Genomic DNA, 26,481 nt, shown 5'->3' on the forward strand with positions numbered 1-26,481 from the left:
TTCGTGGACGCCCTGCGCTGGATACTGCTCATTCTCGCGGTGGTGGTGCTTGCCGGCATCTACCTTGCCGGGCGCATGCGCGCCGCCGGCCGGCGCTCCCGTGACCTCATGGATGAGGCGGTGGAGCGCGAGGAACTGGAGCAGATTCATATCCGCGCCGACAGCGAACGGCAGATTCCTTCCTTGCGCGCCGGCGGCCACGATGACCTGGATGCCCTGAACGATCTGGAGAACCTCAAGGCGCGCGTGGTGGAAGAGGCGAGGGACCGGCCGGTGCCCGCCGTGCAGACGACGGCGCGCCCGGCACCGGCATCAAGCGTCGAACACAAGGCCCGGGAGACACCCGAAGCCGAGAAGGCGGCTGCCCTGCCCGACAAACTGATCGTGCTGCACGTGGCCGCGGGGCCCTCGGGACAGATCATGGGTGTGCAACTGAAGGCGGCCCTGGAGGCCGAAGACCTCGAGTTCGGCGTCATGGACATCTATCACCGGCTGGCCCCCACCGGGAACGGGCGGGTGCCCCAGTTCAGCGTGGCGAACATGCTCAACCCCGGTACCTTCGATCCGGCGGCCATGGACGAATTCACCACCGTGGGCGTATCCCTGTTCCTGCAGCTGCCCGGGCCGCGCGACGGCATGGAATCCTTCGAGGCCATGCTCTCCTGTGCCCAGTCCCTGGCGGCACGTCTGGGCGGCCAGGTGCTGGACGCTTCCCGCAGTACGCTCACACCGCAGGGCATCGAGCACATTCGCGAAGGCATCCGCGAGTGGGCACTCAAGGCCCGTGTGCCCCGGGGGCGCTGAAGATTTGTCCGGTCCGCAAGTGAACGCTGAAAAGGCGCGTGCAAGAGCGGCATCGTTGCGCGAGCAGATCGATTACCACAACTACCGCTACTACGTGCTGGACGATCCGGAGATTTCGGATGCGGCCTACGACGCGCTGTTGCGTGAACTGCAAGAGCTGGAAGCCCGGTATCCGGCACTGGTGACACCCGACTCGCCCACGCAGCGGGTAGGGGCCGAACCCCTGAAGTCATTTGCCGAGGCCAGGCACCTGCTGCCCATGCTGTCCCTGGACAACGCCTTCGAGGAGGCCGAGGTGCTGGCATTCGAGAAGCGCATCGGGGACCGGATCGGCCACAACATCGAGATCGACTTCGCGGTGGAACCCAAGCTGGACGGGCTGGCCATCAGTCTGCTCTACGAAGATGGCCATCTGGTTCGCGGCGCCACCCGCGGCGACGGCACCACCGGCGAGGACGTGACCGCCAACGTGCGCACCATCCGGGCCATCCCCCTGAAACTCAAGGGCGGCGGTTATCCGGGAAAGCTCGAGGTACGCGGCGAGGTCTACATGGACAAAGCCCGCTTCGAGGCCTTCAACCGGGAGGCGGCCGAACGTGGCGAAAAGGTCTTCGTCAATCCCCGCAATGCCGCCGCCGGCAGTCTGCGTCAGTTGGATCCGCGCATCACCGCCCGGCGCCCGCTGACATTCTTCGCCTATGGCGCCGGCTACGTGGAGAACGGCACACTCCCCGATACCCAGGCGGCGGTGCTGGATGTGCTGGCCGACTGGGGCCAGCGGGTATGCCCGGAGCGTGACCTGGTCACCGGTGCCCGGGGATGCCTGGATTACTACCGGCGCATCGGCGAACGGCGGGACAGTCTGGCCTACGAGATCGACGGCGTGGTGTACAAGGTCAACCGCTTCGATCTTCAACTGCGCCTGGGTTTCGTCTCCCGCGCGCCGCGCTGGGCCCTGGCGCACAAGTATCCCGCCCAGGAGCAGGAGACCGTATTGCGCGACGTGGAATTCCAGGTGGGGCGCACCGGCGCGCTGACCCCCGTGGCACGGCTGGAGCCGGTATTCGTCGGCGGCGTGACCGTGAGCAATGCCACACTGCACAATATGGACGAGGTGGAACGCAAGGACGTGCGCATCGGCGACACGGTGATCGTGCGCCGGGCGGGTGACGTGATCCCCGAGGTGGCCGCGGTGGTGTTGTCGAAACGTCCGGCCGGGACGCGGCCCGTGGTCATGCCGACCCGCTGTCCCGTGTGCGGCTCGGAGGTGGTTCGCTTGGAGGGCGAAGCGGTGGCGCGTTGCTCCGGGGGGCTGTATTGCGCAGCCCAGCGCCGGGAGGCCATCAAGCACTTTGCCTCCCGCCGCGCCATGGACATCGAGGGTCTGGGCGACAAGCTGGTGGAGCAGCTGGTGGACGCGGGTCTGGTGGATCATGTGGACGGACTCTACCGGCTCACCGCCGAAGAACTGGCGGATCTGGAACGCATGGGCGAGAAATCCGCGCAGAACCTGGTGGAGGCGCTGGACCGGAGCCGGCATACCCAGCTCGCGCGGTTCATTTTCGCACTGGGCATCCGCGAAGTGGGTGAAGCCACCGCGCGGGCCCTGGCGCAGCATTTCGGCGGCCTGGATGCCCTCATGCAGGCGGACGAGGAAAGTCTGATGGAAGTGCCGGACGTGGGCCCCGTCGTGGCCCATCACGTGGCCACCTTTTTCCAGCAGCCCCATAACCGGGAGGTGATTCAGGCGTTGCGGGACGCCGGCGTACACTGGGAGGAAAAGGAACCGGCTGCGCGTAAGGAAGAAACACTCCCGCTTGCCGGCAATACCTACGTGCTGACCGGCGCGCTGGAATCCATGACCCGGGAGGAAGCAGGTGAACGGCTCATGGCGCTGGGAGCGAAGGTCGCGGGCAGCGTGTCGAAAAAGACCACCGCCGTGATCGCCGGCGAGGCCGCCGGTTCGAAGCTGGCGAAGGCCGAAAAGCTGGGTGTGACCGTGCTCGACGAGGCGGCATTCCTGGCACTCATCGGCGAAGGATAGCCTCCGGTGGCGGCGCCACCGAGTGGTCCGGAGCGCCCTGGCGAACGGGCGCGAAGAGTCCAGGGTTCAAAGGTGAACCGACCCGCGGGATTGCGTGCGTTCCCGAAGCACCGCATGATCCGCCCCGAACACCAAACGAGCGTGACCGACGACCCATGCGATTTGAACCAGGCAAACCCTACTCCGCGGCCTGTGACCAGAACCGCGACCCGATCCTGGCGGTGTTGCGGCGTTACCTTGACCGGCCCGGCACCATCCTGGAGATCGGCAGCGGCACGGGACAGCACGCGGTGTATTTCGGGGCAGCACTGCCGCACCTGGACTGGCAGCCTTCCGACGTGCCTGCCCACCTGCCGGGAATTCGCCTGTGGCTCGAGGAGGCGGCGCTGCCCAATGTGGCCGAGCCGCTCGAGCTTGATGTGCGCCGCACGCCCTGGCCGGTGCAGGCGGTCGACGGCGTCTATTCCGCCAATACGGCCCATATCATGCACTGGCCGGATGTGGAGGCCATGTTCGAGGGGGTGGGGCGTGTACTGCGTCCGGGCGGTTGCTTCTGCCTGTACGGGCCGTTCAATGAAGACGGCGAGTTCACCAGTGAAAGCAACGCCCGCTTCCACATGAGCCTGCGGATGCGCGACCCCGGCATGGGGATCCGCGACAAGGGCGACCTGGACCGGCTGGCCGGAGCGGCGGGGCTGGAACTGGTGGAAGACGTGGTGATGCCGGTGAACAACTTCACCCTGGTCTGGCGGAAGCGCTGACAACTGCTTGCGGGTCCTTTCGGCATCGCAGGGCAGATAAGCGAAGCGCATCCGCCAATCCCTGTCGATGGTTTGCCGGATGCGGCTGCGCCTTATCCGGCCTACGAGCTACGAGGTGGATTACCACCCCCCGGTCAGCCGCCTGGGACTCAACGTGAACAACCTTATGGGTTTACACAAATAGCCCGCATGCCTCACCACCGCAGCGGCGACGCGATGACTCGCACAGGCGCCCGGGAGCGCCGGCCCCGCCGCGAACCGGAAGTCCGGCGTCCTATCTGAGCTCAATGTCCGCCTGGCGGCGCAGGTCCTCGATGTTCTCCTGGACGATCCGGTTGTCCAGGATCTGCCGTACCCGATCCCGCACGGCCTCGAACGGAGGCGGCTCCGCGGTCCGGGTGTCTTCCAGAAGTATCACATGCCAGCCGAAATCCGATTGCACGGGCTCGCTTGAGTGGCTGCCGGGCTCCATGGCACGCACTGCATCGGAAAATGCCGGCACCATCCCGTCGGCGGTGAACCAGCCCAGATCGCCTCCCATGGGCCCGGAGGGTCCGGTGGAATGTTCCCGGGCCAGCTCCTCGAAGTCCGCGTCCGCATCCAGGGCCTCGATGATGTCGCGCGCATCCGCCTCGCTGTCCAGCAGAATGTGGCGTGCCTTGTATTCCTGGCGGTCCAGGGATGCGACCTGCCGGTCATATTCCGCGCGCATCTGTTCCTCGGTGTAGTCCTGACCCAGCCAGTCCTCGAAGAGCGCGCCCACCATCAGGTTGGTGCGGCTGCGCTCGACCTGGCGCAGGATCTCGGGATCGCGATCCAGCCCGCGCTCCGCGGCCGCCTGGCGCAGCAGTTCCAGGTTAACCATCTCGTCGAGCACCTGTTCCGGCTGCAGGTTCTCGTCGGGCCGGGTCATTCGCTGCAGACTGAGAAACTCCTGAAAGTCGGCATCGGCGATGGCCACGCCGTTCACTACCGCGATCACATCACCGTCCGGGATCTGCGCGCGAGGTTCCTCGGCACGGTCGCAGGCGGTCAGCAGGGCGATGGCCAAAAACAGTGCCAGGATGATATGCAGGTGTCGTGATGTCATGGCGTGCTTCCTTGTCAATGTACGGAATGCGGGTCAGGGGAGGACCTTGCGGAACGGCTTTACGGTGACCTGCGCGTAGACGCCGGCCTCCACATAGGGATCCGCGTCCGCCCATTGCCGCGCCTCGTCCAGGGAATCGAACTGAGCCACCACCAGGCTGCCTGTAAAACCGGCCGGGCCGGGGTCTTCGCTGTCGATGGCGGGCATGGGGCCCGCCAGTACCAGGCGACCGTCGTCGCGCAGGGCTTCCAGTCGGGCCAGGTGAGCCGGGCGGGTCTGTTTGCGTTTTTCCAGGCTGTTCTCCGTATCCTGGCCGATGATGGCGTAAAGCATCAGGATGGGTCTCCGGGGGAAGTGTGTTGATCGGGTTCGGTATGATGCCGCGCCAGGTAGACCGCCTGGCCGAGGATGAAAACCAGCGTCATGCCCAGCATGCCGAAGAGCTTGAAGTCGACCCAGAACGCCTCGCTGAAGGTGTAGGCCACGAACAGGTTCGCCAGTCCCGATACGATGAAGAAGATCACCCAGGCGTGGTTGGTCCGGGCCCAGATCCGTTTTGGCACATGCAGGGCATGTCCCATCATCGACTCCACCAGGGTGGAACGTCCCAGCCATGGCGGGATCAGAAACACCACGGCGAAGAGGAAGTTTACCAGAGTCGGCTTCCATAGGATGAACAGCGGGTCATGCAGCAGCAGGGTGGCCCCGCCCAGCACCACGATCAATGCGCCCGTGAGCATGGGCATGGCCTCGAGCCTGCGCTTGACGGCAAACCCCAGACCCAGTTGTACCACCATCACCCCCATCGCCACGGCGGTGGCAAGGTAGATGGCGTGTCCCGGGTCGCCCGGGACCAGCGCCACAGGCAGCCAGGCGCCCACGGCGAGCACCGCCGGCTCCGGCAGCGCATCGTAAAACTTGTACGCCAGAAAAAAGAGGATGACCGGAAGCAGGTCATAGAGAAGTTTCATCGCAATAGTGTGGCGCGTTTGAGGGCGCCTGGCCAGTTGTCCGTTGTCAGTTGTCCGTTGCTGTTATGCTTCGGACAACTGACAACTGACAACTGACAACCGTGAACCGAAGGCTTGACATTCATCCGGACAATCCCCAGGCCCGCCTGATTCGCCAGGCGGTGGATGTGATCCGGGCGGGGGGCATCATCGTCTACCCCACGGATTCCTGCTACGCGCTGGGTTGTGCCATCGGTGACAAGGGCGGCCTGGAGCGCATCCGCCGCATCCGGCAACTGGACGATGGGCACCACTTCACGCTGGTATGCCGCGACCTGTCGGAGATCTCCACCTACGCAAAGGTGGACAACGCGGCCTATCGGCTGCTGAAGATGCTCACGCCGGGTCCCTACACGTTCCTGCTGAAGGCCACCCATGAAGTCCCCCGGCGCCTCCAGCACGCCAAGCGCAAGACCATCGGGCTGCGCGTGCCGGACCATGCCATCACGCAGGCACTGCTGGCGGAGCTGGGAGAGCCCCTCATGAGCACCACGGTTCGCCTGCCGGGAGACGACCTCCCCATCTCGGATCCCTATGACATCGAGGAACGCCTTTCTTCACAGGTGGATCTTGTCCTGCTGGCCGGGTCCTGCGGCGTGGAACCCACCACCGTGCTTGATCTGGTGGGGGACGTGCCCGAGGTGGTGCGCCAGGGGTGCGGGTCCGTGGACTGGCTCTCTTGAAGGGGGAAGTGGGAATTGGGAAGGGGGAATCGGGGGCTTCGCCTGGAGACGGCGTTTGGCGGTATAATTCCCGTCTCCATGGATAACATCCTCCAGACCATTGCCATCTGGGCAATTCCCGTCCTGTTCGCCATCACCCTGCACGAGGTTTCCCACGGTTGGGTGGCGAAGCTGCTGGGCGATACCACGGCCCAGATGCTGGGCCGGCTGACGGTCAATCCCCTGAAGCATATCGACCCGGTCGGCACCGTGCTGGTGCCCCTAGCAATCATTTTTTACAGCGTGCTGATCCTCGGGACGCAGTATCCAATCATTTTCGGCTGGGCCAAGCCTGTGCCAGTGAACAGCCGCAACCTCAGGCATCCCCAGCGGGACATGGCCATCGTGGCGGCGGCCGGACCCCTGGCCAACCTGGTCATGGCCATGTTCTGGGCGCTGATGATCAAGCTGGGCTTCGGACTGCTGGGCACGTTCGACTGGGTGGCCATGCCCCTGATCTACATGGGCATGGCGGGCATCACCATCAACATCGTGCTCATGGTGCTGAATCTGCTGCCCGTGCCGCCCCTGGACGGCGGCCGCGTGGTGTCGGGATTTCTGCCCCCGCGCATGTCCGACGCGTACGACCGGATCGAGCCCTACGGGTTGTTCATCATCCTGGGGCTGCTGGCCACGGGAATGCTGTGGGCCATCATCGGGCCGTTCTTCGGTTTCTTCGTGGACCTGATCCGGACGATGTTCACGCTACCTCCGGAGATATTCGGATAGGACTATCCCCCCGGACACGGAGGGGAATGCCGTCAGGCGGAGTCACTTGCTCTCATGAAGAGAAAATACCTGGTCCCGATTCTGGTCATCGCCACGTTCATTGCGGCGTGGCCCGCCTGGCTGGGCTGGCAGGCCGATCGCCAGCTCGCCGCCTACCAGGGCGGACGCGTGGGCGATCTGATGCTGGCGCACAGCCTGGAGTTGTTCGACCGCGGCTGGTTCCGGTCCACCGCCACGAGCCGGATGGAGGCCCGCCTTGGTCCCGAGGTGTACCGGTTCGCCGTGCGTCACCGCGTTCACCAGGGTTTCGACGGCCTGACGGTGACGTCGGAACCCGTCTATCCGCCGGAGGCGGCCGAACGCCTGAGGGCGCTCTTCGGCGAGCACGCCCCCCTGTCCGTCACCACCCGTCTGGGCCCCTTGGGCGACAGCGCCGAGATCCATGTGTACTCGCCGGCCTTCAGCGGGATACTGCCGGATAACCCCGGCACCCATGTGCAGTCGGCGGGCCTCGAAGGGACGTTCCATGTCCATGCCCAACGACTGGACGGACAGATTCATGTCCCCGAGTTCACGCTGGCCGACGGCGAGGGCCGCCTGACGCTGAGGGGGCAGGTGCTGGAACTGAACCTGGCGGATCCGGCGAGCCGGCTGGCGGATGCACGCGTCGAGTACCGGCTGGACACCCTGGACGCGGCCGGTCAGGATGGCCAGGCACCGGTCCGCGTGGAACGTCTGCGCGTCCGGTCGAGCCAGGCGCGCAACGGCGAGTATCTGGATCTGGCGTTCCAGATGGGTTTCGGCGCCGTGACCGCCGCCGGATGGGAAACCAGCCAGGGGGACATCGGCCTGCGGCTGGGTCCGCTGCATGCGGCCACTTTCGACGCCCTGTTGCGGGAACTGGAGCAGGTGCAGGGCACCGGGGACGGTGAGATCACCCGCGGCGAACGGGGCCGCGCCGTGTTTCTGGCGTTCCTGCCCGCATTCCTGTCCCATTCCCCGGAACTGGCGCTCGACCCCCTGCGGGTGCAGACGCCGCGGGGCAGCCTCGAACTGGCCCTGGGCGCGGGCTTCGACGGCCGCGACCCAGAGGGCGGGCCGGACGAACTGGCGCGAATCCGGTTGACGGGCCGGCTCCAGGCCAGCCGGGCGCTGGCGGAGGAACTGGCCGGCGTCATCAGCCTGCAGACCATGGCCGGGGAGGGCGGCGCGGCCGTGGACCCGGACACCCGGCGCCTGCTGGCACGTCCGCTGGGCCGCGGCATCCTCAAGGGCCTGCGGGAGGAGGGGTATGTGCGCGCCGACGGTGATTCCTATCGCACGGATCTGCGCGTGGAGCAGGGCCGCCTGAGCATCAATGACGTGGACCGCAGCGAATGGCTGTATCTGCTGCTGGCCGGCCTGATTGCGCCGGATGGGTTCAACTGAACCGCCCGACCCACCATAATGTCGCATCGCCCGTCGATTGCGGCGACCCCGATCCGTTGACAGAGAACCGACAGGAGCGACCTTGAGTTCCCTACCTGCGCAACACCAGCGCGTGGTGTCCGGCATGCGGCCCACGGGCCGGCTTCATCTGGGCCACTATCACGGCGTACTGAAGAACTGGGTGGAATTGCAGCATGCCTACGAATGCATGTTCTTCGTGGCGGACTGGCATGCGCTCACGACCCACTACGAGGATCCCCGGGTGCTCTCGGAGAGTGTCTGGGAGATGGTGGTGGACTGGCTGGCCGCGGGCGTGAGTCCGGGGGCGGCGAAACTGTTCATCCAGTCCCGGGTACCCGAGCATGCGGAACTGCACCTGCTGCTCTCCATGATCACGCCCCTGGGCTGGCTGGAGCGGGTGCCCAGCTACAAGGATCAGCAGGAAAAACTGCGCGAAAAGGACCTGGCCACCTACGGTTTCCTGGGCTACCCGTTGCTGCAGAGCGCCGATGTGCTCATCTACAAGGCGGGCCAGGTGCCCGTGGGCGAGGACCAGGTGGCCCATATCGAGATCACCCGGGAGGTCGCCCGGCGCTTCAATCACCTCTACGGCCGCGAGCCCGGTTTCGAGGAAAAGGCCGAGGCCGCGGTGGACAAGATGGGCAAGAAGAACGCGCGCCTGTACCGGGATCTGCGCCGGCGCTACCAGGAGCAGGGCGATGACCAGGCCCTGGATGTGGCCCGTGCCATGCTGGAAACCCAGCAGAACATCTCCCTGGGTGACCGGGAGCGCCTGTTCGGTTATCTCGAAGGCTCCGGCAAGATCATCCTGCCAGAACCCCAGGCGCTGCTGACCAGGACCGCGAAGATGCCGGGCCTGGACGGGCAGAAGATGTCCAAGTCGTACAACAACACCATCTCCCTGCGGGAGGACCCGGCAGAGGTGGAGAAGAAGATCCGCACCATGCCGACGGATCCCGCCCGGGTGCGGCGCACCGATCCCGGCGAGCCGGAGAAATGCCCGGTCTGGTCCCTGCACCAGGTCTACTCCGACGACAGTACCCGCCAGTGGGTCCAGGAGGGTTGCCGCAGCGCCGGGATCGGCTGCCTGGAATGCAAGCAGCCGGTCATCGATGCGGTACGTGCCGAACTTCGCCCCATCCAGGAGCGCGCGCGGGAATACGAATCCGATCCCTCGGCGGTGCGCACCATCATCAACGAGGGCTGCGAAGCGGCCAGGGACATGGCCCGGGACACCCTGGACGAGGTGCGCCGGGCCATGGGACTTGCCTACCGATGAGCACCGAGATCCACGGGCCTCCCCCGGCCGGCCACCTGCAGGAGGAGATGCCTTTCGCCATCGTGCGCGGCGAGCCCCTGAGCATGCCGCCCAAGGACCTCTACATCCCGCCGGATGCCCTGGAGGTGTTCCTGGAGGCCTTTGAAGGCCCTCTGGATCTGCTGCTGTACCTGATCCAGCGCCAGAATCTGGATGTCCTGGACATACCCATTGCCGAGATCACGCGGCAGTACATGAGCTACATCGATCTCATGAAGGATCTGCGCCTGGAACTGGCGGCGGAATACCTGGTGATGGCCGCGATGCTGGCGGAGATCAAGTCCCGCATGCTCCTGCCGAGACCGGGCTCCATGGATGAAGAGGAGGATCCCCGCGCGGAACTGGTGCGGCGACTCCAGGAGTACGAGCGCTTCAAGAAGGCGGCGCTGGATATCGACGCCTTGCCGCGGGTGGAGCGGGACATCTACCCGGTGGCCGCCGAGGCGCCGCCCCTGGAGCGCGCGCCGATCCTGCCGGACGTGGAACTCAAGGAACTGCTGCTTGCCTTTCGCGAGGTCCTGCGCCGTGCCGAGATGTTCACTCACCACCACATCCAGCGCGAGCCTCTGTCCGTTCGCGAGCGCATGTCTCGAGTGCTGGAAGCCCTCAACGGGAGCCCCTTCGTGGAATTCCATCAACTGTTCACTCCGGAGGAGGGGCGCTCGGGGGTGGTGGTGACCTTTCTGGCCATTCTGGAGATGCTCAAGGGACACCTGATCGAACTGGTGCAACAGGAGCCGTACGCACCGATCTACCTCAGCCTGGCGGGCGACGCCCGGGAAGGCGATGAAATCGAAAATAACCTGGAATCAGAGTTTTAGTGTTTATATCTAATGAATAAGGTGAGCGTGAAACAAAATATCTTGCGCAGACAAAGGAATGCTTATAACTAATGTATTTTGTAGTTTTTGAAGATAACTTACGGTTTATAAACAATATATGGATCATGACCTGCTGAAGAAGATCATCGAGGGCGCCCTGCTGGCCGCCAACCGTCCCCTGAGCGTGGAACAGCTTGAGCGGCTGTTCGAGGGGGATGGGCACCCGGATCGCGCGGCCATCCGCTCCGCGCTCGGGCAGTTGTCCGAGGACTGCGATGACCGGGGCTACGAACTCAAGGAGGTGGCCAGCGGATTCCGTTTTCAGGTACGCGAGACCGTAGCCCCCTGGGTCTCCCGCCTCTGGGAAGAGCGGCCGCCACGTTACACGCGGGCCCTGTTGGAGACCCTGGCGCTGATCGCCTATCGCCAGCCCATCACCCGGGCGGAAATCGAGGAGATCCGCGGCGTGGCGGTGAGCACCCAGATCGTCAGGACCCTGACCGAACGGGAATGGGTCCGGGTGGTGGGCCACCGCGAGGTGCCCGGCCGGCCGGCCCTGTTCGGCACCACGCGGCAGTTTCTGGATTACTTCAATCTGAAGAGCCTGGACGAGCTGCCGACGCTGGCCGAACTGCGCGATCTGGACAAGCTGCATCCCGAACTGGATTTTGACGGTCCGCAGGAGGAAGCCGCCGCAGCGGGCGAGAGCGCGGCCGGGCCACCCGAGCCCGATGCCGGCGCGGGACCGGCGGACGAGCGGGGAGGTGAACAGGATCTGGACGCCGGCGCAGAACTGCCCGGGACGTCCGGAGGCCACACGCTGCAGTAAGGGCCGGGGCGCGGGTCCCGTCTGTGGCCCTGCATGTCCTCGTGGTGACCGGAGCCCCCCTGGTACAGGGTCCATACGCCCGGCATATCACCGGTAGGAGCCCGGTCCTCCGGGCGATGGCGCGGCAAGATGGCCGCCCAGGTCGACGGATTCCGGCATTGCGGGTCCGGCCGGACTCACTTCTCATCCAGGCGCGGCATTAGCATAACCAGGTTGCAGGGCATGTGACGATGGTCCAGTTGCTCGCGGATGAGTTCCTCCCAGCCTGTTTGGCAGGCGCCGGACGAGCCGGGCAGGCAGAAGATGAAGGTGGCATTGGCCACCCCCGCCAACGCCCGGGACTGCAGGCTGGAGGTGCGGATCTCCCGGAAGGAAATGGCCCGGAACAACTCCCCGAAGCCCTCGATCTCCTTGTCCAGCAGGGGAGCGACCGCTTCCGGCGTGCCGTCGCGGCCGGTGATGCCGGTACCTCCGGTGGTGATCACCGCGTTGACCTCCGGGTCCGCGATCCAGCCGGACACCACCGCGCGGATCCGGTAGATGTCGTCGGGCACGATGCGTTTCTCCGCGACCCGGTGCCCGCTCTCCCGCACCGCGTTGACCAGGTAGCCGCCGGAGGTGTCATCGGCCTCGGTGCGGCTGTCGGAGACAGTAAGTATGGCGATGCCGATGGGGATGAAGGGGCGGCTGTCGGACATGAAAGACTCCGGGATAGACTGTCAGCAAGTCGTGTGCGGCGATGGGGCGGTAAGCCATGTTCAAAGTTCAAGGTTCAAAGTTCAAGGTTTGAAGTTCAAAAGCGATACTATTGGGGCTCTTCGAAGTTTTGAATGGAAAACCCTGGTCGGCAACGGCCGGTTCGCCCGGGGAAGGGCACCTGGCCTGGGCAGGGTCACCCGGGGGATTGAGGGGGGATCGAGGCCGCGTAGGAGCCCGGTCCTCCGGGCGAAAGGGGCCTGGTGTTGGCAGGATCGCCCAGGGGACTGGGCTCCTACCGGGGGGAGATCATCACACGGATCTTCGTGGATGCCCTGTCACAATCAAAACCACCGGGAACCTCCAGAACCATAATCAACCAAAGCCATTGAACCTTGAACTTTGAACCTTGAACTTTGAACCTTGAACTTTGAACCTTGAATTTTGAATATTGAATCTTGAATTCCGAACCTGACCCCCGAATCGCCGGGAGGCGAATCATGACTGAACGACTGCAAAAACTGCTGGCCCGTCTGGGCCATGGCTCTCGCCGGGAGATCGAGCGCTGGATCGAGGATGGCCTCATCACCGTCAACGGACGCGTGGCGACCCTGGGCGACCAGGCCGGCCCCGAGGACAAGGTCACCATCCGGGGCCGGGTGGTGCCGCTCAAGGCCAGCGCCAGGCCCCGGGTGATCGCCTATCACAAGCCCGACGGTGAACTGACCACCCGCAAGGATCCGGAGGGCCGGCCCACGGTGTTCGAGCATCTGCCGCGGCTGCGCAACGGACGCTGGATTGCCGTGGGGCGCCTGGATTACAACACCTCGGGCCTGCTGCTGTTCACCACCGACGGGGAGCTGGCGGCGAGGCTCATGCACCCCTCTACGGAAGTGGAGCGCGAGTACGCGGTGCGGGTCCTGGGAGAGGTCTCCCCCGAGGCGCTCAGGCAACTCACCACCGGCGTGGAACTGGAGGACGGTCCGGCCCGGTTCGAGACGCTGCGCGATGCCGGCGGCGCCGGCGCCAACCACTGGTATCACGTGACACTCAGGGAAGGCCGCAACCGCGAGGTCCGCCGGCTGTGCGAGGCAGTGGGCCTGACCGTGAGCCGCCTCACTCGGGTCCGTTACGGTCCCGTGGCCCTTGGCCGCGCGCTGCGCGCCGGGCGATGGCGCGACCTCGAACCGCGGGAGATGGGAGCCCTGTACCAGACCGCCGGCCTGGACTGGCAACCGCCCAAACCGCGACGGGAAGCGCGCCGCCCCTCCCGCCCCCCGCGCACCGCGAGACGTCCGAAGCGATGAAGTAGTAAGGGGTGAGACGTGAGGGGGGAGGTGTGCCGGCAGCGGTGCATTCACGTCTCTCTCCTGACACCTCACGCCCGTCCGCCCAGCCAATGAACGCCCGCCGCCTGCAAGACATCTTCAGTATCCTGCTCAGGACGCACGGTCCCCAGCACTGGTGGCCGGCGGACAGCCGGTTCGAGGTGATGGTGGGTGCGGTGCTCACCCAGAACACCGCCTGGCGCAACGTGGAACGGGCCATTGCGGCCCTCGCACAAGCCGGTGTCCTGGAACCGCGGGCGCTGCTGGCCCTGTCCGATGCCCGGCTCGCCCGCCTGATCCGTCCCTCCGGCTACTTCAACGTGAAGGCCGCCCGCCTCAAGGCCCTGTGCCGCTGGTACCTGGAGCGGGGAGGGTGGCCGCGGCTGCGCCACTGGCCCACGGGGCGGCTGCGCGCGGCACTGCTGTCGGTGCACGGGATCGGCCCCGAGACCGCCGACGACATCCTGCTCTATGCCTTCGGGCGGCCGGTATTCGTGGTGGATGCCTATACGCGCCGTCTGCTGGGCCGGCTGGGGCATGCCCATGCCCGGGAAACGTACGATCAGTTGAGAACGGCCCTCGAATCCGCCCTCGGCCCGGACGTGAAGCTCTACAACGAGTACCACGCGCTGATCGTCGCCCATGCCAAGCACGTGTGCCGGCCAAGACCCCTGTGTGACCGGTGCGGGCTGGCCAAGGGATGCGCCGCGCGCAAGGATGAAGGATGAAATTCGGGGGCGTTCCGAGTCAGAACAGGTCCGGCTCCACCGACCAGCGGGCACCGTGGGGAGACAGCTCGCACAAATGGTCCAGACACCGGCGGAACTCCCGGCGCGGCATGGACCGCGCACCCATGCGGGTCAGGTGGGCGGACGGGGTCTGGGCATCGATCAGCGGGTAACCCCAGCGCTCCAGATGGCGGCAGAGCATCACCAGGGCCACCTTGGACGCGTCACTGACCCGGCTGAACATGGATTCCCCGTAGAACATGCGGCCCATGGAGACACCATACAGACCGCCCACCAGGGTGCCGTCCTCCCAGACCTCCACGGAGTGGGCGTGGCCGGCCTCGTGCATCCTTACAAAGGCCTGCTGCATGCCATAGGTGATCCAGGTGCCGTGCACCCCGCCCCGGGGCTCCGCGCATCCCCGGATCACGTGGCTGAAGGCCTCATCGATGCTGAACCGGAAGCGGCCGCTTCGCAGGGTTTTTTTCAAACTGCGGCTGACGTGCACTTCCGAGGGCACGAGCACCGTGCGCGGGTCCGGTGACCACCACAGGATGGGCTGACCCGCCTCGTACCAGGGAAAGATCCCTTCCCGATACGCGCGCAGCAGTCTCTCCAGGCTCAGATCACCCCCGGCCGCCAGCAGGCCGTTGGGTTCGGTCAGCGCCCGGTCCAAATGCGGAAAGGGTTCGTCCGGCTGTCCCGGATGCAACCAGGTGAGGGGATACATGGGTTCGGTCAGGACATGGAGGCCGCCGGGGGCCCGGCGTCATCCGGTCCGGCCCCTTCACGGAACGGGGAGAGGCCCATGAGTTGCCGGCAGTGCCGGGCCATCACCTGCTGCTCACGCCGGCAGAAATCCGCCACGGCCCGGCCCAGCTCTTCGTGGGCCAGCCAGTGGGCCGACCAGGTGGGCGTGGGCAGAAAGCCCCGCGGGATCTTGTGCTCGCCCTGGGCACCGGGTTCGAATCGCGCCAGGCCTTCCCGAATACAGTACTCGATGCCCTGGTAGTAGCAGGCCTCGAAGTGCAGGCCGTCGTAGTCCCGGGCACACCCCCAGTAGCGCCCGTACAGACTGTCATGACTGCGATAGCACAGGGCCGCGGCCACGGGCTCACCTTCATGTTCGGCCAGCACCATCACTACCCCGCGGCCCAGGGCCCGGCCGGTTTCCCGGAAGAAATCAAGGCTCAGGGTGGGGATGCCCATTTTCTTCTCGAAGGTGTCCGTATAGAACCCGTGAAAGGTTTCCCAAAGGGTGTCGGAAACTTCATTTCCGTGGAGGATGCGCAAGCTTACCCCCTGTTCCCCCACCTTGCGCCGTTCACGGCGCACATTTTTGCGTTTCTTTGAACTGAATCGCTCAAGGAAGTCATCGAAGTCCCGGTATCCGTCGTTGCGCCAATGGAACTGACAGCCCATGCGCAGGGAGAGGCCCTGCGCGCGCAGGGCCTCCAGATCGGTGTCATCGGGAAACAGCCAGTGAAGTCCGGAAACCCCGTGCGCCCGGGCAAACCGGATGCCCTGATCGATGAGCACGCGGCGCAGGTCCGGCGCATCGGCCTGCGGATGGATCAGCAGGCGCGGGCCGGTGGCGGGCGTGTAGGGGACGGACACCACCAGCTTCGGGTAATAGGACACGCCCGAGCGTTCCCAGGCGGATTCCCAGGCCCAGTCGAAGACGAACTCTCCGTAGCCGTTGGTCTTGGCATACATCGGCATGGCGGCCAGCAACCGTCCGCTTTCGTCCTCTGCCAGCACGTGGCGAGGGTACCAGCCGTATTGGCTGCCGAGACAACCGTAGCGCTCGAGTCCCGCCAGAAAGGCATGGCTCAGCAGGGGGTTGTGTTCGCCTCCCAGCGCATCCCATTCCCGGGCCGGAACCGTGTCCAGTTGCTCGACGATACGGATCTGCATGCGGTCAGTATGTCCCGAGCGCTCCTCAGCCGTTGTCCTCCAGGAAACGCTCCGCATCCAGGGCGGCCATGCAGCCGGTGCCGGCGGAGGTCACCGCCTGCCGGTAGACGTGGTCCATCACGTCACCGGCGGCGAATACGCCGGGTACGCTGGTGGCCGTGGCGTTGCCCGAAGTGCCGCTCTGCACCTTGATATAGCCGTTGCTCATCTCGAGCTGGCCCTCGAAGATGCCGGTATTGGGTTTGTGGCCGATGGCGATGAACACGCCCATCAGGTCGATATCGCGCGCGTTGCCGGACTTGACGTGCTTGATGCGCATACCGGTGACGCCCGAATCGTCGCCCAGCACCTCGTCCAGAACGTGATCCCATTCGATGGTGATCCGCCCTTCCTTCTCCCTGGCGAACAGCTGGTCCTGGAGGATCTTCTCGGCACGCAGCTTGTCCCGGCGATGCACCAGGGTCACGTGTTCGGCGATATTGGACAGGTACAGGGCCTCTTCCACGGCCGTGTTGCCGCCGCCGATCACCGCGACCTTCTGGTTGCGGTAGAAGAAGCCGTCGCAGGTGGCGCAGGCCGACACGCCCTTGCCCTTGAAGGCCTCCTCCGAGGGAAGGCCCAGGTACATGGCCGAGGCCCCGGTGGCGATGACGAGGGCGTCACAGGTGTAGCGGCCGGCGTCGCCCTCGAGGTTGAACGGGCGGCTGGACAGATCCACCTTGTTGACATGATCGAAGATGATCTCGGTATCGAAGCGCTCCGCGTGGCGCTTCATGCGTTCCATGAGTTCCGGACCCTGCACGCCCGCATCGTCGCCCGGCCAGTTGTCCACGTCGGTGGTGGTGGTGAGCTGGCCGCCCTGTTCCAGTCCCGTGATCAGCACCGGGGCAAGATTGGCGCGCGCGGCGTAGACGGCGGCTGTGTATCCGGCTGGACCGGATCCGAGGATGAGCAGCCGGCAGTGCTTGGATTCGCTCATGTATACTGACTCCTGTTTTCAATAGGTCTGGATCTGTGTGATTCTCAGGCGGTCCGGGCGGCATTCGATGAGACACGATTGGCCGTGCCGGGTTCGGCCGAAGGCCGGACTCGCGGGGCCCGTATTATCCGGGCCCCGTCCGTGCAAGTCACGCCCGCCGAGGTTTCCCCGGAACGAGGGATCTGAGGATGCGAGTTGGAATTCCCACTGAGGTGAAGACGCGGGAGGGCCGGGTGGGCCTCGTGCCTGCCGCCTGCGCGGAACTCGTGCGGCATGGCCACGACGTGGTCATCCAGCAGGGCGCGGGCAGCAAGAGCGGCTATGGCGATGCCGACTACCTGGCGGCAGGGGCCCGGATACTGCCGGATGCCGATGCCATCTATGGCGAGGCGGAGCTGATCGTGAAGGTCAAGGAGCCGGTGGGCGAGGAGATTTCGCGCCTGCGCCCGGAACACCGCCTGTTCTGCTTCCTGCACCTGGCGGCCAACCGGGAACTGGGCGAGCGCCTGCGCGCCATCGGGCTCACCGCCATCGCCTTCGAGACGGTGCGTGTGGGCGGTACACTGCCCCTCCTGGCGCCCATGAGCGAGATCGCCGGGCACCTTGCGGTCCAGGTGGGCACCCACCTGCTGCATCAGCCCCAGGGAGGCAAGGGCATGCTCCTCGGGGGGCTCGCGGCGGCCAGCCGGGGCCACGTGGTGGTGCTCGGCGCGGGGGTGGCCGGAGGTGCGGCGGTGCACACGGCAGCAGCCCTGGGTGCCCGGGTGACGGTGTTCGACGTCCATCGCGAGCGCATGACGGCCATGCGCGCCATTGGCAACAACGTCACCACGCTGTATGCCTATCAGCAGGCCATCGGCGACAGCTTGCCCTCGGCGGACATCCTCGTCGGGGCGGTACTGGTGCCCGGGCGGCGCACGCCCCACCTGGTGACCCGGGGGATGCTCCGGGCGATGGTGCCCGGCAGCGTGGCCGTGGACATCTCCGTGGACCAGGGCGGGTGCATGGAGACCACCCGTCCCACCACCTACGACGATCCGTTCTACATGGAGGAGGGCGTCACCCATTTCTGCGTCACCAACATGCCCGGTGCCGTGCCGCGCACCTCCTCCCAGGCCCTGTCGGCGAGCCTCATCCCCCACGTCCTGCGGCTCGCGGAGCCGGACTGGGCGGACGATCCGGCACTGACGGAAGGCATCAATGTACGGGATGGGGAGTATGTGAATCCGGCGGTCAGGGCGGAGTTGGGGTGAGGGGAATTGAAAAGTGGGAAGTTGGAATTGTGAAGTGCGAAGAGTCGGGGACGACAATCGGCGTATCGGCTCCGGCATGGGTTGGAGACCAGGCCTCAGCAGGCTCCGGGGTGTCATGCGACCACGCAATGGGGTAGGGGTTTCTTCTCACTTCCCAATTCATACTTCCAACTTCACCATATAAATCATATAATTGTGACCTATTCCTTACGCGGATACTGATCTTGGCCCAGGCAACCCAGAAGAAGACCAATGGCAAGCCGCTCTCGGCCCATGTGGGGCGGGGGCTGCGCGAGGTGGCGCTGCTGGTGCTGGGCGCGGCCGCGACATATCTGCTGATTGCGCTGGTGACCTTCAACCCGGCGGATCCGGGGTGGTCCCATACGGGCAGCGGGCTGCGGGTGACCAATCTGGGTGGCCGGGTGGGGGCGTGGTTCGCCGACGTGTTCTTCTATCTGTTCGGTTACCTGGCGTATCTGGCGCCGGTGATCGTGGGGTACAGCGGCTGGCTGCTCTACCGGGGGCAGTCGGATACCGGCGAACTGGACCTGCGCACCCTGGGCATCCGCTGGGCCGGATTCGTGCTCACCCTCGCCGCCGGGTGCGGACTCGCCACCCTGCATTTCGCGCCGGGTGTCCTGCCGCTCAACGCCGGCGGCATCCTCGGCGAGGTGCTGAGCGTACTGCTCATGTCCGGTTTCGGCATGGTGGGCACCACGCTGCTGCTGCTGGCCCTGTTCCTGGCCGGCGTCACCCTGTTCACCGGCCTGTCCTGGTTTGTGGTGATGGACACCGTGGGCCGCTACTCGCTGCTGCTGGCGGCCTGGGTGCGTGAACACATCGCGGGCATTCTGGAGCAGCGCGCCGGGCGCAAGGCGCGGGAGGCCCGGGAGACGGTCTTCCGGACCGAGACCGAAAAGATCCGCGGGCGTCCCAAGCCGCGCATCGAGCCGGTGGTGAGCAAGCCCGCCCCCGGCGAGCGCGTGCAGCGGGAGAAACAGATCCCCCTGTTCCAGGGCGCCCGTTCCGATGCCCTTCCGCCCCTGGCCCTGCTGGATCAGGCCAGGCCTCACGAAGGCGGCTATTCGGAGGCGAGTCTGGAGGCCATGTCCCGGCTTGTGGAGATCAAGCTCAGGGACTTCGGTGTGGAGGTGGAGGTGGTGGCCGTGCACCCGGGTCCGGTGATCACCCGGTTTGAACTGCAACCGGCGGCGGGTGTGAAGGTCAGCCGCATCAGTGGGCTCGCCAAGGATCTGGCCCGGGCATTGTCGGTGATCAGCGTGCGCATCGTGGAGGTGATCCCGGGCAAGTCCACTGTCGGCCTGGAGATCCCCAACGAGCAGCGCGAACTGGTGGTGCTCTCGGAGATCCTGCAATCCCAGGTTTTCGAGAGTTCCGGCTCGCCCCTGACCCTGGCGCTGGGCAAGGACATCGGCGGCGTGCCCATCGTTGCGGACCTGGCGCGCATGCCGCACCTGCTGGTGGCCGGCACCACCGGGTCGGGCAAGTCGGTGGCCATCAATGCCATGCTGCTGTCGCTGCTCTACAAGGCGCGCCCGGAACAGGTGCGGCTGATCCTCATCGATCCCAAGATGCTGGAGCTCTCGGTGTACGAGGGCATTCCCCACCTGCTGGCACCGGTGGTCACCGACATGAAGGATGCCTCCAACGCCCTGCGCTGGAGCGTGGCGGAGATGGAACGCCGCTACCGGCTCATGTCCCATCTGGGCGTGCGCAACATCGCCGGCTACAACCGCAAGGTGAAGGAGGCCGCCGAGAAGGGCGAGCCGCTGCGCAACCCGTTCCACAAGCCGCAGATGGAGTTCGACGACGAGGCGCCGGCCCCGGAACTCAAGCCGCTGCCGTTCGTGGTCATCGTGGTGGACGAGTTCGCGGACATGATGATGGTGGTGGGCAAGAAAGTGGAGGAGCTCATCGCCCGCCTGGCCCAGAAGGCCCGGGCCGCGGGCATTCACCTGATCCTTGCCACCCAGCGCCCGTCGGTGGACGTGATCACGGGCCTGATCAAGGCCAACATCCCGACCCGCGTGGCCTTCCAGGTCTCCTCGCGGGTGGACTCGCGCACCATCCTGGATCAGATGGGTGCGGAACAACTGCTCGGGCACGGGGACATGCTTTATCTGCCGCCGGGCACTGCCCATCCGGTGCGCGTGCACGGCGCCTTCGTCGCCGACCACGAGGTGCACCAGGTAGTGGACCACCTCAAAACCCTGGGTGAACCCGAGTACCTGGACGAGGTCCTAGAAGAACCGGAGTCCGGCGCGGCTGCCATTCCCGGCCTGGAGCCGGTGACCAGCGGAGACCCGGAGAGCGATCCGCTCTACGATCAGGCCGTGGCCGTCGTGCTGGAATCCCGCAAGGCCTCCATCTCCTATGTGCAGCGCCGCCTAAAGATCGGCTACAACCGCGCCGCGCGCATGATCGAGGACATGGAAGCGGCGGGCCTGGTGAGCGCGCTGCAATCCAACGGCAACCGTGAGGTCCTCGCGCCGGGCGGCCCCAAGGACTGACGCGGCCACAGTTCCCTTTCCGAGAGAGATTGCATGTCCAGATACCTGATGACGTCCCTGCTGGCGCTGATCCTGTTCACGCCGGCCATGGCCGATGACGCACGCCAGCAGCTCGACCGGTTCTTCCATGACGTCACCGGCTTCGAGGCCCGCTTCGAGCAGCTGGTGATCAACGAGGAGGACGAGGTCCTGCAGAAATCCGAGGGCACGGTGCAGTTGCAGCGCCCCGGCCGCTTCCGCTGGGACTACGAGACCCCGTATCGCCAGCTCATCATCGCGGACGGACAGTTTCTCTGGACCTACGACGAGGATCTGGCCCAGGCCACTGCCCGCCCGATGGAGCATGTCCTGGCCGGCGCGCCCATCATGCTGCTGTCCGAGCCGCGCCCCCTGGACGAGGATTTCGAGGTCGAGGTCGTGGGCGAGCGCGGTGGATTGAACTGGGTGGAGCTCTATCCCCGTGACCTGGATGCGGACTTCACGCGCATCCTCATCGGAATGGACGACCGGCAGATCGGCATGATGGTGCTCTACGACCAGTTCGGCCAACAGACCCGTATCCGCTTCACCGACATGAGCCTGAACCCGGATTTCCCCGCGCGCACCTTCCGCTTCGAGGCGCCCGAGGGTGTGGACATCATACGGAACTGACGGCGTGGACGTGAGGCGTGAGGGGACAGGCGAGAGGCGTAAAGCCGCCGTTACACGGTACGTCGAGGGGGTTAGACTGATACTCACGCCTCACCCCTGACGCCTCGCCCCTCACGCCCCACAACCATGACCGATCTCTTCGACACCGCACCCATTGATGAGACCGGCCGCCCGCTGGCGGACCGGATGCGGCCGCGCACGCTGGAGGAGTTCGCCGGGCAGGAGCATCTGCTGGCGCCGGGCAAGCCCCTGCGCCGGGCCATCGAGGAGGACCGGCTGCACTCGATGCTGTTCTGGGGGCCGCCGGGTACCGGCAAGACCACCCTGGCGCGCATGATCGCCCATTATTGCGGCGCGCAGTTCCTGACGCTCTCCGCCGTGCTCTCCGGCGTCAAGGACATCCGTGCCGCCGTCGAGCAGGCCCGCGAGCATCGGCGCATGCGCGGCAAGCCCACGGTGTTGTTCGTGGACGAGGTGCACCGTTTCAACAAATCCCAGCAGGATGCCTTCCTGCCCCACGTGGAGGACGGCACCATCGCCTTCGTGGGCGCCACCACGGAGAATCCGTCCTTCGAACTCAACAACGCGCTGCTCTCGCGCGTGCGCACCTACGTGCTCAAGGGCCTCACCGAGGCGGACATCCGTGCCGTCATCGATGCGGCACTGACGGATGCCGAACGGGGCTTGGGCGACCGGCACATCCGCATGGCCGACGGGTTGCGCGATCGCCTGGCGAAGGCCGCGGACGGCGATGCGCGGCGCGCGCTCAATCTGCTGGAGATCGCCGCCGACCTGGCGGAAGAGGGCGAGGACGGAGCGGAGATCACCGGAGCGACCCTGGATGAAGTCACCAGCCAGGGTCTGCGCCGTTTCGACAAGGGCGGCGAGATGTTCTACGACCAGATCTCCGCCCTGCACAAGTCCGTGCGCGGCTCCGACCCCGATGCGTCGCTCTACTGGTTGTGCCGCATGATCGACGGAGGATGTGACCTGGTGTACCTCTCCCGGCGCGTGGTGCGCATGGCCAGCGAGGATATCGGCAACGCCGATCCCCGGGGACTGACGCTGGCCCTCGAGGCCTGGGACGTGTACGAGCGCCTGGGCTCCCCCGAGGGAGAACTGGCGCTGGCCCAGGCGGTGGTCTACATGGCCTGCGCACCCAAGAGTAACGCCGTGTACAAGGCCTACAGCCGCGCCATGTCCGATGTGCGCGAACTGGGCAGCCTGGACGTGCCCCTGCACCTGCGCAATGCCCCCACGAAGCTCATGAAGGAACTGGACTACGGCAGGGATTACCGGTATGCCCACGACGAGGCCGACGGCTTCGCGGCGGGGGCGCGCTACTTCCCGGACGACATGCCGGAACGCCGTTATTACCTGCCGGTGGACCGGGGCCTGGAGATCCGGATCCGGGAAAAGCTGGAGGATCTGCGCCGCCGCAATGCGGACGCGCGCGGTGAGATCCGGGCCGGCAGCGAAGACAAGGGAAGTGGGAAGGAGATGCCGGAAACGCAGAGCGATGATTGAAGGGTTTGTCTGAACGCCGATCCCCACGACGTTCGCGAAGCAGCCGGATGATCATTGGCCCTTCTGTGGCCCCCGTAGGAGCCCGGTCCTCCGGGCGAAGCATTCCCCCGTGCCCTGCTATCGCCCGGAGGACCGGGCTCCTACGGGGGGGCGATTCAATCCGCAGGATTACGTCGAAGCGCCATATCGTTCCTGCCGGAACCCCTCACAAATACGGCGTCATCAGGCGCGCCGCACCGTCCCTGAGCTGCACCGCCAGGGAACGCCCGTCGACCTCTTCGAGGCTCACCTGCCGGGCGGATGCGCGCCGCCTTTCCACCCAGTCCGCGAGCCGGGCGCCCAGTTCCGGGTCCAGGCATTCCAGGTTGAACTCGAAATTGAGCCGCAGGCTGCGCGGATCCCAGTTGGCGGATCCCAGCAGGAACCACTCCCGGTCCACCAGCATGAGCTTGGTGTGATCGAAGGGGGGCGGCGTGAGCCAGATGCGGCAGCCCCGTTCCAGCAGTTGCCAGTACATGGCCTGGGAGGCCCATTGCACCAGGCGCAGGTTGTTGCGCTCCGGCAGCAGGATGTCCACCTGCAGACCCCGGAGCGCGGCACTGTTGAGCGCCGCGATGAGTGCATCGTCCGGCAGGAAATACGGGGTCATCACGGTCACCCGTTCCCGGGCTTCGGTGACGGCTGCGTGGATGATCAGCCGCAGGTTCTCGAAGTGCTCGTCCGGTCCGTCGGGCACACCCCGCGCAAATGCGTCGCCCGCGGGCCCCTGATGCGGAAACCATGCCTCGCCCTGCAGAGGCTCACCGGAGGCGAAATGCCAGTCCCCGGCGAAGATGCGCTGTATCTGCGCCACCACCGGACCTTCCACCCGGAACTGCAGGTCCTGGACGGGATGACGCCCCGGATTCGCCAGCAGGTTGCCCGCGCGCAGGTTCATGCCCCCGGTGAATCCGGTCTGTCCGTCCACGATCAGGAACTTGCGGTGATTGCGCAGGTTGAACGCGGCCAGACTGCGGGGCAGGTGCATGGGCAGAAACAGCCGGGTGGGGATGCCGACCCGGCGCAGTTCCCGCGCCATGCTGCGCCGGCTGTAGCGCGCGCCGACGCCGTCGATGAGCACACGCACCGACACCCCGCGCTCATGGGCGCGGTGCAGGGCATCCCTGAACCGGCGGCCGACCGGGTCGGTGTCGAAGATGTAGGTGGCGAGCCCGATGCTGCGGGTGGCCGAGTCGATCGCCTCGAGCATCTCCGGGTAGGCCTGGTCGCCGTTGACGAGCGGCTTGAGCCGGTTGCCGGCACTCAGGGGCAGCAGACCCAGTGCGTCGCCCACGGCCGCCAGCGGGTGCCATCTGGTATCCACCTGCGCGGGATCCACGCTCAGAGGCATGGATCCGCGGCCCGCAGACTCGCGCAGGGCGCGCGCCCTGCGCTTGATGCGGTTGACGCCCAGCAGCCAGTAGAGGATGGATCCGCCCAGCGGCAGGAGCATGATCAGCCCCACCCAGGCGATCACGGCGCGCGTGTCCCGCTTGTGGAGCAGGGCATGGCCCGCGCTGTAGAGCGCAAAGGCCAGCACGAGCACGGCGCTCACGCTGGCAATGACGGCTTGCAGAGTCTCGGGCAGCATCCCTCAAGTGTGAAGGAAGAGGGATGAACGATGAAGGATGAAACGACCCGGCCGGGTATTCAGCCGGTTTCTTCCACCGGCATGCCGGCGGTTTTCCACTCCGGGTAGCCGTCCTCCATGCGCCGCGCATGGTAGCCCCGTTCGCGCAGGCGGTAGACCGCGTCGTAGGCGAGCACGCAGTAGGGGCCCCGGCAGTAGGCGATGACCTCCCGTTCCGGGTCGATCTGCGTCAGGCGGGTTTCCAGTTCCTCCAGCGGGATGTTCAGTGCGCCGGGCAGATGCCCCGCCCGGAACTCGGCCTCCGGGCGCACGTCCACCACCGTGACCTCGCCATTGCGGATGCGCGCCAGAAGTTGATCCAGGGGCACCGGTTCCATGGCATCGCGCGGGTCCAGGTGATCGCGCACCAGCATGTCCACATCCGGCAGGTGCTGACGGGCCACCCGGCGCAGGGCGTCCATGAGAGACACCACATCGTCTCCGGCGAGCTGGTAGTACACCCGCTGTCCCTGTCGCCGCGACTCCACCAGCCCCGATTGCCGGAGCTGTTGCAGGTGCTGGGAGGTGTTGGCCACGCTCATCCCGCTCACGCCCGCCAGCTCATCCACGCCCCGTGGACCCTGAGCAAGGAATTCCAGCAGCTCGAGCCGGTTCGGATGGCTCAGGGCCTTGCCCAGGCGGGCGAACTGGGTCAGCAGTTGATGTTTGATCGTGGGGCTTGACATGGATCCATTACATCGCGAAACTGCACCGAAAGCAAGAATCAATAGATCAATTGAATTTTTATTTTAGACGAAGTCCATTGAGAGGGGATCGCCGATGAGCGAATGGATCACCGACCACGAGGCCATGCTGCGCCTCGGATTCTTCCTGGGCATGCTGCTGATGCTGGCCGTCTCGGAGGCCTGGTGGCCGCGCCGCGGCCGGTCGCTATCGCGTCTGCAGCGCTGGACCAGCAATCTGGGCATCGTGGTGATCAACACGGTGCTGCTGCGCGTGCTCTTTCCGGCGGCGGCGGTGGGCATGGCCCTGTTCGCCCAGTCCGCGGGGTGGGGCGTGTTCAACACCTTCGAGTTTCCCTACTGGGTGGCCGTGCTGGTCTCGGTGATCGTGCTGGACTTCATGATCTGGCTGCAGCACGTGATGGTCCACGCGGTGCCGATCCTGTGGCGTCTGCACCGGGTGCATCACGCTGATCTGGACTTCGACGTCACCACGGGACTGCGTTTTCATCCCATCGAGATCATCCTGTCCATGGTCATCAAGTTCGCGGTGATCGCGGTGCTCGGGGCGCCGGTGCTGGCGGTCATCCTGTTCGAGATCGCCCTCAACGCAACGTCCATGTTCAATCACAGCAATCTGCGCCTGCCCTCGGGCCTCGACCGGTGGCTGCGCTGGATCGTGGTGACGCCGGACATGCACCGGGTGCATCATTCCGTGGAGGATGACGAGACCAACTCCAACTTCGGCTTCAACCTGCCCTGGTGGGACCGCCTGTTCGGCACCTACCGGGCGCAGCCCCGGGGCGGCCACGAAGGTATGACCCTCGGCATCTCCACGTTCCGTGATCCCACGCAGTGCGACGGACTCAAGGGGATGCTGCTCATGCCCTTTGTGGGCAAGGTGACCGACTACGCGATCAACCGGCGGCACTGGGAGTGACG

The 26,481-nt window shown here is 65.8% G+C and carries 25 protein-coding genes; 16 read left to right on the forward strand and 9 right to left on the reverse strand.

The window, feature by feature from the left end:
- Positions 1-3 precede the first annotated feature (3 nt).
- The 3 genes from zipA to THITHI_RS0103005 all read left to right on the forward strand — a co-directional run bounded on the left by zipA (position 4) and on the right by THITHI_RS0103005 (position 3,609).
- Entirely contained in the window at positions 4-804 is an 801-nt protein-coding gene (zipA, locus tag THITHI_RS0102995) for a cell division protein ZipA (RefSeq protein WP_018231592.1), read from the forward strand.
- Positions 805-808: 4 nt separating this feature from the next.
- Positions 809-2,848 (forward strand): NAD-dependent DNA ligase LigA, encoded by a 2,040-nt coding sequence (ligA, locus tag THITHI_RS0103000; RefSeq protein ID WP_026186012.1) that lies wholly within the window; start codon positions 809-811, stop codon positions 2,846-2,848.
- A gap of 155 nt (positions 2,849-3,003) precedes the next feature.
- On the forward strand, positions 3,004-3,609 hold the full coding sequence (locus THITHI_RS0103005; protein ID WP_018231594.1) for a DUF938 domain-containing protein: 606 nt from the start codon (positions 3,004-3,006) through the stop codon (positions 3,607-3,609).
- A gap of 274 nt (positions 3,610-3,883) precedes the next feature.
- On the opposite strand, the gene THITHI_RS0103010 is transcribed toward THITHI_RS0103005, so the two are convergent.
- From THITHI_RS0103010 to THITHI_RS0103020, 3 genes are read right to left on the reverse strand one after another with little or no spacing between them, the layout of a single operon-like run.
- Complete coding sequence (locus tag THITHI_RS0103010; RefSeq protein WP_018231595.1) at positions 3,884-4,699, reverse strand: peptidylprolyl isomerase; 816 nt, start codon at positions 4,697-4,699, stop codon at positions 3,884-3,886.
- A gap of 33 nt (positions 4,700-4,732) precedes the next feature.
- On the reverse strand, positions 4,733-5,032 hold the full coding sequence (locus tag THITHI_RS0103015; protein ID WP_018231596.1) for a YciI family protein: 300 nt from the start codon (positions 5,030-5,032) through the stop codon (positions 4,733-4,735).
- A complete protein-coding gene (locus tag THITHI_RS0103020) occupies positions 5,032-5,670 on the reverse strand; it encodes a septation protein A (protein ID WP_018231597.1) in 639 nt (212 codons plus the stop codon). Before THITHI_RS0103020 ends, THITHI_RS0103015 begins: the two co-directional genes overlap by 1 nt.
- A gap of 101 nt (positions 5,671-5,771) precedes the next feature.
- Here THITHI_RS0103020 and THITHI_RS0103025 point away from each other — a divergent pair, with 101 nt between their 5' ends.
- The 6 genes from THITHI_RS0103025 (at position 5,772) to scpB (ending at position 11,577) form a co-directional block, all read left to right on the forward strand.
- Entirely contained in the window at positions 5,772-6,392 is a 621-nt protein-coding gene (locus THITHI_RS0103025; protein WP_018231598.1) for an L-threonylcarbamoyladenylate synthase, read from the forward strand.
- Between the two features lie 78 nt (positions 6,393-6,470).
- Positions 6,471-7,160 carry a site-2 protease family protein gene (locus tag THITHI_RS0103030; protein WP_018231599.1) on the forward strand — a complete coding sequence of 230 codons (690 nt, stop codon included), beginning with the start codon at positions 6,471-6,473 and terminating at the stop codon, positions 7,158-7,160.
- 54 nt (positions 7,161-7,214) lie between these two features.
- Positions 7,215-8,588 carry a DUF945 family protein gene (locus THITHI_RS0103035; RefSeq protein ID WP_018231600.1) on the forward strand — a complete coding sequence of 458 codons (1,374 nt, stop codon included), beginning with the start codon at positions 7,215-7,217 and terminating at the stop codon, positions 8,586-8,588.
- 82 nt (positions 8,589-8,670) lie between these two features.
- Positions 8,671-9,888, forward strand: a complete 1,218-nt coding sequence (locus THITHI_RS0103040) for a tryptophan--tRNA ligase (protein ID WP_026186013.1) — start codon at positions 8,671-8,673, stop codon at positions 9,886-9,888.
- Positions 9,885-10,748 carry a segregation and condensation protein A gene (locus THITHI_RS0103045; protein WP_018231602.1) on the forward strand — a complete coding sequence of 288 codons (864 nt, stop codon included), beginning with the start codon at positions 9,885-9,887 and terminating at the stop codon, positions 10,746-10,748. The genes THITHI_RS0103040 and THITHI_RS0103045 overlap by 4 nt, the downstream gene beginning before the upstream one ends.
- A 118-nt stretch (positions 10,749-10,866) precedes the next feature.
- A complete protein-coding gene (scpB, locus tag THITHI_RS0103050; protein WP_018231603.1) occupies positions 10,867-11,577 on the forward strand; it encodes an SMC-Scp complex subunit ScpB in 711 nt (236 codons plus the stop codon).
- 176 nt (positions 11,578-11,753) lie between these two features.
- Here the strand turns inward: scpB and moaB are convergent, their stop codons facing one another.
- Positions 11,754-12,275 (reverse strand): molybdenum cofactor biosynthesis protein B, encoded by a 522-nt coding sequence (gene moaB, locus THITHI_RS0103055; protein ID WP_018231604.1) that lies wholly within the window; start codon positions 12,273-12,275, stop codon positions 11,754-11,756.
- A 498-nt stretch (positions 12,276-12,773) separates the two neighbouring features.
- Between moaB and rluB the strand changes: the two genes are divergently transcribed.
- Positions 12,774-13,580, forward strand: coding sequence for a 23S rRNA pseudouridine(2605) synthase RluB (gene rluB / locus THITHI_RS0103060; protein WP_018231605.1), 807 nt, complete (start codon positions 12,774-12,776; stop codon positions 13,578-13,580).
- 92 nt (positions 13,581-13,672) lie between these two features.
- The gene (locus THITHI_RS0103065; protein ID WP_018231606.1) at positions 13,673-14,329 is read left to right on the forward strand and encodes an endonuclease III domain-containing protein; all 657 of its coding nucleotides are present in this window, start codon (positions 13,673-13,675) and stop codon (positions 14,327-14,329) included.
- 19 nt (positions 14,330-14,348) lie between these two features.
- Here the strand turns inward: THITHI_RS0103065 and aat are convergent, their stop codons facing one another.
- From aat to trxB, 3 genes are read right to left on the reverse strand one after another with little or no spacing between them, the layout of a single operon-like run.
- A complete protein-coding gene (aat, locus tag THITHI_RS0103070) occupies positions 14,349-15,059 on the reverse strand; it encodes a leucyl/phenylalanyl-tRNA--protein transferase (RefSeq protein WP_018231607.1) in 711 nt (236 codons plus the stop codon).
- An 8-nt stretch (positions 15,060-15,067) separates the two neighbouring features.
- Positions 15,068-16,246 carry a GNAT family N-acetyltransferase gene (locus tag THITHI_RS0103075; RefSeq protein WP_018231608.1) on the reverse strand — a complete coding sequence of 393 codons (1,179 nt, stop codon included), beginning with the start codon at positions 16,244-16,246 and terminating at the stop codon, positions 15,068-15,070.
- A gap of 25 nt (positions 16,247-16,271) precedes the next feature.
- On the reverse strand, positions 16,272-17,225 hold the full coding sequence (trxB, locus tag THITHI_RS0103080; RefSeq protein WP_018231609.1) for a thioredoxin-disulfide reductase: 954 nt from the start codon (positions 17,223-17,225) through the stop codon (positions 16,272-16,274).
- 188 nt (positions 17,226-17,413) lie between these two features.
- Here trxB and ald point away from each other — a divergent pair, with 188 nt between their 5' ends.
- The 4 genes from ald (at position 17,414) to THITHI_RS0103100 (ending at position 23,187) form a co-directional block, all read left to right on the forward strand.
- Positions 17,414-18,478: an alanine dehydrogenase gene (ald, locus tag THITHI_RS0103085; RefSeq protein WP_026186014.1), complete on the forward strand. Its 1,065-nt coding sequence runs from the start codon at positions 17,414-17,416 to the stop codon at positions 18,476-18,478.
- A 224-nt stretch (positions 18,479-18,702) separates the two neighbouring features.
- Entirely contained in the window at positions 18,703-21,009 is a 2,307-nt protein-coding gene (locus THITHI_RS0103090) for a DNA translocase FtsK (RefSeq protein WP_018231611.1), read from the forward strand.
- A gap of 33 nt (positions 21,010-21,042) precedes the next feature.
- Positions 21,043-21,660 (forward strand): outer membrane lipoprotein chaperone LolA, encoded by a 618-nt coding sequence (gene lolA, locus THITHI_RS0103095; protein WP_018231612.1) that lies wholly within the window; start codon positions 21,043-21,045, stop codon positions 21,658-21,660.
- Between the two features lie 126 nt (positions 21,661-21,786).
- Positions 21,787-23,187: a replication-associated recombination protein A gene (locus tag THITHI_RS0103100; protein WP_018231613.1), complete on the forward strand. Its 1,401-nt coding sequence runs from the start codon at positions 21,787-21,789 to the stop codon at positions 23,185-23,187.
- Positions 23,188-23,392: 205 nt separating this feature from the next.
- Here THITHI_RS0103100 and THITHI_RS0103105 read toward each other — a convergent pair whose 3' ends face one another.
- Positions 23,393-24,817: a phospholipase D-like domain-containing protein gene (locus THITHI_RS0103105; protein WP_018231614.1), complete on the reverse strand. Its 1,425-nt coding sequence runs from the start codon at positions 24,815-24,817 to the stop codon at positions 23,393-23,395.
- 59 nt (positions 24,818-24,876) lie between these two features.
- Complete coding sequence (locus THITHI_RS0103110; protein WP_018231615.1) at positions 24,877-25,542, reverse strand: ArsR/SmtB family transcription factor; 666 nt, start codon at positions 25,540-25,542, stop codon at positions 24,877-24,879.
- A 94-nt stretch (positions 25,543-25,636) separates the two neighbouring features.
- Between THITHI_RS0103110 and THITHI_RS0103115 the strand changes: the two genes are divergently transcribed.
- On the forward strand, positions 25,637-26,479 hold the full coding sequence (locus tag THITHI_RS0103115; RefSeq protein WP_018231616.1) for a sterol desaturase family protein: 843 nt from the start codon (positions 25,637-25,639) through the stop codon (positions 26,477-26,479).
- The last annotated feature ends 2 nt before the right edge of the window (positions 26,480-26,481 follow it).

The organism is Thioalkalivibrio thiocyanodenitrificans ARhD 1, from assembly GCF_000378965.1.
GTDB lineage: Bacteria > Pseudomonadota > Gammaproteobacteria > Ectothiorhodospirales > Ectothiorhodospiraceae > Thioalkalivibrio_A > Thioalkalivibrio_A thiocyanodenitrificans.